This window comes from Thermodesulfobacteriota bacterium (assembly GCA_040758155.1).
Classification (GTDB): domain Bacteria; phylum Desulfobacterota; class Deferrimicrobia; order Deferrimicrobiales; family Deferrimicrobiaceae; genus UBA2219.
Window position 1 is genome coordinate 1 of the sequence record JBFLWB010000146.1, and the last position, 6,018, is coordinate 6,018.

At 65.4% G+C, this 6,018-nt stretch carries 6 protein-coding genes and 1 tRNA gene; 1 reads left to right on the top strand and 6 read right to left on the bottom strand.

Translation table 11 applies throughout. The annotated features are described in order from the left end of the window. On the bottom strand, window positions 1–1,074 hold a 1,074-nt coding region (locus AB1346_10270; GenBank protein MEW6720821.1), incomplete at its 3' end, for a response regulator. Window positions 1,075–1,099: 25 nt separating this feature from the next. Then, window positions 1,100–3,313 carry a VacB/RNase II family 3'-5' exoribonuclease gene (locus tag AB1346_10275; protein ID MEW6720822.1) on the bottom strand — a complete coding sequence of 738 codons (2,214 nt, stop codon included), beginning with the start codon at window positions 3,311–3,313 and terminating at the stop codon, window positions 1,100–1,102. Window positions 3,314–3,415: 102 nt separating this feature from the next. Between AB1346_10275 and AB1346_10280 the strand changes: the two genes are divergently transcribed. Further along, window positions 3,416–3,504: transfer RNA gene (locus AB1346_10280), tRNA-Leu, on the top strand. 90 nt (window positions 3,505–3,594) lie between these two features. Here AB1346_10280 and AB1346_10285 read toward each other — a convergent pair. The 4 genes from AB1346_10285 to AB1346_10300 all read right to left on the bottom strand — a co-directional run bounded on the left by AB1346_10285 (window position 3,595) and on the right by AB1346_10300 (window position 5,855). Next, window positions 3,595–4,113 (bottom strand): hypothetical protein, encoded by a 519-nt coding sequence (locus AB1346_10285; GenBank protein MEW6720823.1) that lies wholly within the window; start codon window positions 4,111–4,113, stop codon window positions 3,595–3,597. After that, window positions 4,113–5,225: a tyrosine-type recombinase/integrase gene (locus AB1346_10290; protein MEW6720824.1), complete on the bottom strand. Its 1,113-nt coding sequence runs from the start codon at window positions 5,223–5,225 to the stop codon at window positions 4,113–4,115. Before AB1346_10290 ends, AB1346_10285 begins: the two co-directional genes overlap by 1 nt. A gap of 26 nt (window positions 5,226–5,251) precedes the next feature. Then, a complete protein-coding gene (locus tag AB1346_10295) occupies window positions 5,252–5,434 on the bottom strand; it encodes a hypothetical protein (GenBank protein MEW6720825.1) in 183 nt (60 codons plus the stop codon). A 94-nt stretch (window positions 5,435–5,528) separates the two neighbouring features. Then, window positions 5,529–5,855, bottom strand: coding sequence for a hypothetical protein (locus tag AB1346_10300; protein MEW6720826.1), 327 nt, complete (start codon window positions 5,853–5,855; stop codon window positions 5,529–5,531). Between the last annotated feature and the right edge of the window lie 163 nt (window positions 5,856–6,018).

Consider the following 6,018-nt stretch of genomic DNA (forward strand, 5'->3'; position numbering starts at 1 on the left):
TCCGGCCTGGGTCCGGATCCGGGAGATCTCCTCCCGGATCAGCGCCTCCGCGGTGGCCGGGATCACCTCCCATGCGACGGCTTCGACCGATTCGCGTATTCTTGCCGAGAATTCCCCGGCAAGTCGGTCCATCATCTCCCACATCGCCTTCTCCACTGCTTCGGATGCCACATCGCGGAAGACGGCTTCGGCCCGGGCGGCGAACTGTTCCTTCAGTTTCTCCTCGAGCGCCTCGTCCGCGGGGACCGCCGGGGGGGCATAGGGCGGGAGCGGCGGCTCCGTTTCCTCCGCCATCTCCTGCACCAGATGTGTTTCCCGCATCTCCGGGACCTCTTCCAGGATCGCTTCCTGGATCTCCTCCGGGGTTTCCGCCGGGGATTCTACAGGGGAATCCACGAATGCCTCCACCGGGACTTCGTCCCGGATTCCTTCCGGGATCTCCTCCGGGATCTCCTCGATTTCCTCGAGTTCCTCGATCTCTTCGATTTCGGCGAGCTCCCCTTCCGAAGCGACCGGAGGCGGCTCCTCGATGTCGTCGATCGACACGTCGAACTCGTCGTAGCCCGGCGGCTCTTCCTTCACACCCACCGCCGGCAGCGCCTGGGCGGGCGCAGGCTCCTCGACCTCGTCGAGGACATCGCTGAAGTTCCAGTGCTCGTCCACCGCCGGAGGGGGTTCCGGCGATGCGGCGGGGGGCGCCGCCGCGGGCTTCCGGAGAAGGTCTTCCACCTTTTCCAGCATCTCCGCGGAATCGAACGGCTTGAACAGGACCCCCTTCGCGCCGGATGCCTTCAGTCGCCCCTCGTCCAGCGGAATGTGGGCCCCGGAAAGGATCAGCACGGGCAGCTCCCTGGTCGATTCCCTTTCGGATATCGCGGAAGCCACCTCGAAGCCGTCCTTGCCCGGCAGGGTGAGGTCGGCGATCACCAGGTCGAACGCCGCCTCCGAGGCGGCGCGCACCGCATCGTCCCCGTTCTCGACGGTGACCAGGGTCACGTCGGACCGGGCGAGTGCGAGCTCAAAGACTTTCTGAATGGTGACGCTGTCCTCGGCAAGAAGAATTTTCCTTCGCATCATCACCCCCGGATTGGCCTTTATTTTAGGGATATTCCCTCAGGTTTTCAACGAAAAGGAAGTCCACTTCCCCGCGTTCCGGGTCCGCCCGGCGCACCCGGACGCGCACCCGGTCGCCGAGGGCGATCCGTCTCCGGCGGAACGTCCCGACCCATTCCATCCGGTCGCGGGAGAAGCGGTATTCGTCGTCGCGCAGGGTGGAGATGTGGACCATCCCCTCCACCATCCAGTCGGAAAGCTCCACGAAAAATCCCGACGGGACGAGGGAAGAGACCTTTCCTTCGAAGACCTCCGCCGTCCTGCCCGTCATGAAGAGGGCTTTCGCCCGGGCGGAAACCGCCCGCTCGGCGTCCATCGCCAGCCGTTCCCTGTCGGAGAGGTGATCCCCCATCTTCTCCCCCCGTTCCGCGAGCGCGCGCAGGTAAGGCGCCAGTTTCCTGTCCCCGAGCGCCGCCCGGAGCGCGCGGTGTACGACCAGGTCAGGGTACCTCCGGATCGGGGAGGTGAAATGGGTATAGCGCGAGAGCGCGAGGCCGAAATGCCCTTTCGTCTGAGGCCCGTACCTGGCGAGCATCAGGCTCCTCAGGAGCATCATGTGGATCGCCCGCTCGTACTTGCCGCCCCGCGCGAGGTCCGCCCACGCCTTCAGGCGGGACGCCACGTCCCGCCGGTCGGTTGACCGAGATCGCCGCAGGAGGCGCCCCGCGGCGGTCTCGAACTCCTCCACCTTGTCGGCCGCCGGCTCCTCGTGGATCCGGAACAGGAACGGGTCGCCCCTGCCGGACAGGAACTCGGCCACCGCGGTGTTCGCCGCCAGCATGAATTCCTCGATGATGCGGTGGGACTCCCATCTCGGCGCGGGAAGGACGGAGACGGGCATCCCCGCCTCGACGGCGATCTTCGACTCCGGCAGGTCGAAATCCAGGGCGCCCCTGCCGGCGCGCGCCAGCGTCAGCCAGCCCGCCGCCGTCGCCATGTCCCGGAGCATCCGCCCGATCTCCCCCTCGTCTTCCCGGGCGAGACGTTCGTGGACCTCGTCATATGTCAGCCGCGCCCGGCTCCGGATGACCGCGGGACGGAACGAAGGCGGTCCGAGTCCCCCGCCGGGACGGATCGGCACCTCCACGTTCATCGTCAGCCGGTTCACGCCGGCCTTCAGGCTGCACACTCCCTCCGAAAGCTCCCGCGGGAGCATCGGGATGCAACGGTCGGGAAAATAGACGCTGGTGCCCCGGGCGTACGCTTCGCGGTCGATCGCCGATCCCGGCGCCACGTAATGCGCGACGTCGGCGATCGCGACGTGCAGGCGAAAGCCGTCGCCCTCCGGGACGAGGCACACCGCATCGTCGAAATCGCGCGCGTCCTCCCCGTCGATCGTGACGAACGGCAGGTGGCGCAGCTCCTCCCGGGGGAGCGATTCGTCTCCGTGCTGCAGCCCATCCTCGCACGACGACAGGCGGACCCCCTGGGGGATCGCCGCCGCCTCGGCGCCGGCAGCCTCCGGAAATTCCACCGGGAGGTCCATCGACGACGCCACGGCCAGGAAAAGCGTCTCCATCGTGTGCGATTTCCCCAGCGACCTCTCGATGCGCGCCCGTCCCTCCGACCGGCCGCCCGGATATTCGCTGACTTCGGCGAGCACGATCTCCCCCGCCTCCGCGGCGAATCCCCGCGGGACATCGGCCTCGAGGAGCAGGTCGGAATCGCGGTCGCGGAAACGGACGAAGGAACGGCCTCCCGAAGGGACGTACCGGCCGACGAACGAGCGGATCCCCCGTTCGAGGACCCGCTCGATCTTCCCGTAGGGCGGCGCCCCTCCGCGCCGGCGCTCGATCCGCACCTGAACGCGGTCCCTGGGCCACGCCCCCGCAAGGGAATGGCCGGGGATGCGGACAATGGGGGCGTCCGGCTCATCGGGGATGACGATCGGGCGGCCTTCCCGCGTGATGCGCAGCCGCCCTTCGAGCGTCCCTCCGGTCCCGCTCCCGGTGCGTCGCACGGGCGGGATTTCCCGCGGAGCGCCCTCCCCCCACCTTCCCTTGCCGCGGCGCGGCGGCTTCTTCGGCTTCCTGCCCGGGAAGCCTTCGGGATCCGATGCCTTGAGGGCGGCCTTGAAGGAGCGGCGCTCTCCCTTCTCGACGCCGGCCTCCCGGTACCAATCCTTGATGGTGGCCATCCGCTCCCGAAGGGAGGTGCCGTTCTGCCGGATCCACCGCTCCCAATAGGACTGATCGCGCATATACCAATGATACTTGGCCCCCGGGGGAATTCCACGGGAAGGTTTTTTGTTGATTGCCGCCGGAAATGTTTTGTTATAATTTTGAACTTCCGCAGCAGTCGTGCCGAAGTGGCGGAACTGGCAGACGCGCTAGATTCAGGGTCTAGTGCCCTTCAATGGGCGTAGGGGTTCAACTCCCCTCTTCGGCACCAGAAATTAAGGGGTTACGGGCGATTGCCCGTAACCCCATTTTCTTCCCTCCCTCGATTTGTTACCGGTTTGTGACTACTTTTTTCGGCCTTCTATCGCTTCGGCATCGCGACGCTCGGCGTAGCCATGAGCCGATCGTATAGCGCCCAAGCGGCGACCATGAAGTCCTCGAAGTATTTCTCGACGCAGAACTGGTAGCGGCCCTCTGCATCTTTCCACACGCCACATGTAGCCTTGACCTTCAGCATGGCGATTCGGCACGGTTCCTTCACCGCATACTCATGGACCATCCCGCACCGGTAAACCGAGTACGGATTCTGCGGTTCGATCGCTTTCCGGAAAGCAACGTACTCGTCTCCAAGCGCGTCGAAGAAGACGTCGAAATTTCCCCTCGATCTCCCGTGTTCCCAGGACCCGGAAATGAATCCGCCGAGCATGTCCGTGTAGCAGAGAAGCCCGAGAGCAGCGAGAAAATTTGAAGCGTTGTTACCTGCGCGGGCGAGGGCGATCTCCCTCTCGATGTCGCGGCGGATGAAATTGAAGACGTACTCGCTAAAGAAGAAGTCAACCTCGCCCCCCATGTTCTCCGTCAGCACCTTCCTCGGCTCCATCAGCACACCTCGTCCGTCGCCGCAGGAACCACAGCGGGGTCTGTTTCCGTCCACGAAGGGAGCATCTCCACCGCCTTCCGTTTATGTTCCGGCGTGAGGTGCGCGTATCGCTTCATCATGGTGAAGTCCGAGTGCCCGAGGAGTTCCATCAGGGTGTAGTCGTCCACCCCGGCCATCTTCTGGTGGCTGGCGAACGTGTGCCGCAGGTCGTGGAAGTGGAAGGTCGGCGCGATCCCGGCCTTCTCAAGGGCCGTGTCCCAGGCATTCCGGATCGATCGCATCGGGCCGGTCACCACCTCCACCTTGCCCCGCCGTTTACCCACCCGCTTCCTCGGGGGCTGGAACACGAGGTCGGACGCGACCGAGACATCCTCGGTCCGGCGCCGGTTGCGCAGCCGCAGCAGCTCGGTAGAGAGCCGCTGGGACACAGGGACCTCGCGGGGCTTCCCGTTCTTCGTCCGGTTCGCTGGGAGGTAGACCATCCCGTTGCGGATGTCCGACCACCTCAGGCCGAGGATCTCCGCCTTCCGCATCCCGGTCTCCAGCGCGCACAGCACGATGGACCGCAGGTGCGGGGCGCACGCGTCGAGCAGCCGCCCCGCCTGCTCGACGGTCAGGAAGCAGTTCCGACCGGGGGGTTCGGGGAACATCTTCACCCGCGCGGCGGGGTTCTTCTCGATCATCCCCCACTGGACGGCCTTGTTCAGCATCGCCCGCAGGCAGGCCAGCTCCCGGTTGACCGCCGTCCCGGTCCGGGGTCGATTGCCCCGGGTCGGGGTACCCTTCCGGTCGGCCTTGAACCGCTCCACGTCGAGGGGAGTCAGTTCCGAGAGGAGCCGCCCCTCGAAGTACTCCTTCACCTTGGCGATGTAGGACTTCTCGACGTGGTAGCTCCTCTTCGACTTCGCCGCGCCCTCGTACTCGTCCACCAGGTCGTCGAAGGGGACCTCCCGCAGCTTTCGGGGGAACCACCGCCCCTCTCGAATCTCCTTCTTGATCCCACCGAGGGCGGCCTCCGCGTCCTTCTTCAACGGGCCGACCGCCTCCACGTGCCGCTTGCCCCCGGCGTAGTAGTCGATGTACCAGATGCTCCCGCGCTTCCGGATTGCCATGATAGTGTCTCCTCCCCCCGAGGTTCTTAACCCCTGCCTCTCGCCCTCTTTGTCGGTCGAGTCTTCTCGTCCGTACGCACCAGGTACGCGTTAATCTGCTCACGAAGCCACTCGGCGAAGCTCTTGTTCTCATCCAAGAGGGCGTGGTACAGCCGCCGCCGCTGCTCCTCCTCGACCAAAGCGATCACCTTGACCATCTTCTTCGCCATAGTTTCCGTCCCCCTTCGTGCCATATTACTATATATATGGCATAGGGGAGGCCAACAATTTCGTGGCTCTTTCCGCAGCACACCGAAAGGCCAGTCACGAGAGGAACCCGGCCTCCCTCAATCGCCGGTAGAAGTCCCTCGCCGTCCTCGCGATGATCCGCTGCTCCGGTCGGGAGAAGGAGAACCAGGGCGCGTCGTCCGCGTAGTACGCCGTCAGCAGCGCGTACCCGATCCCGTTGCCGCACACTTCGTGTGAGGCCCTCTCCGCCATGAGGGAGACGCTGATCGCCTCCTCCCGCTGGTCGTTCGTGCGCCAGTCCTGGCGGCCGTCGTACTCGTACTTCACGCCGTGGGGCTGGGCGTACCTGGCAGACACGTAGAGCGCCCAGCAGAGCCACCCGCGTGGCGTGGAAGGTCTCAATCGCAGGCATCCCCCTTCGTCGAGAGTGGTGCTTCCTGGTGCTGGGGCTGCGTCGGCTCAACGCTCTTCCCGTCGGCCAGGGGTTGGCCAGAGGCCTTCTTCACCGGGATGTCGAGGTACCAGTTCCCCTTGCGCCGTCGCTTCGCCATGACGCCCTCCTTTC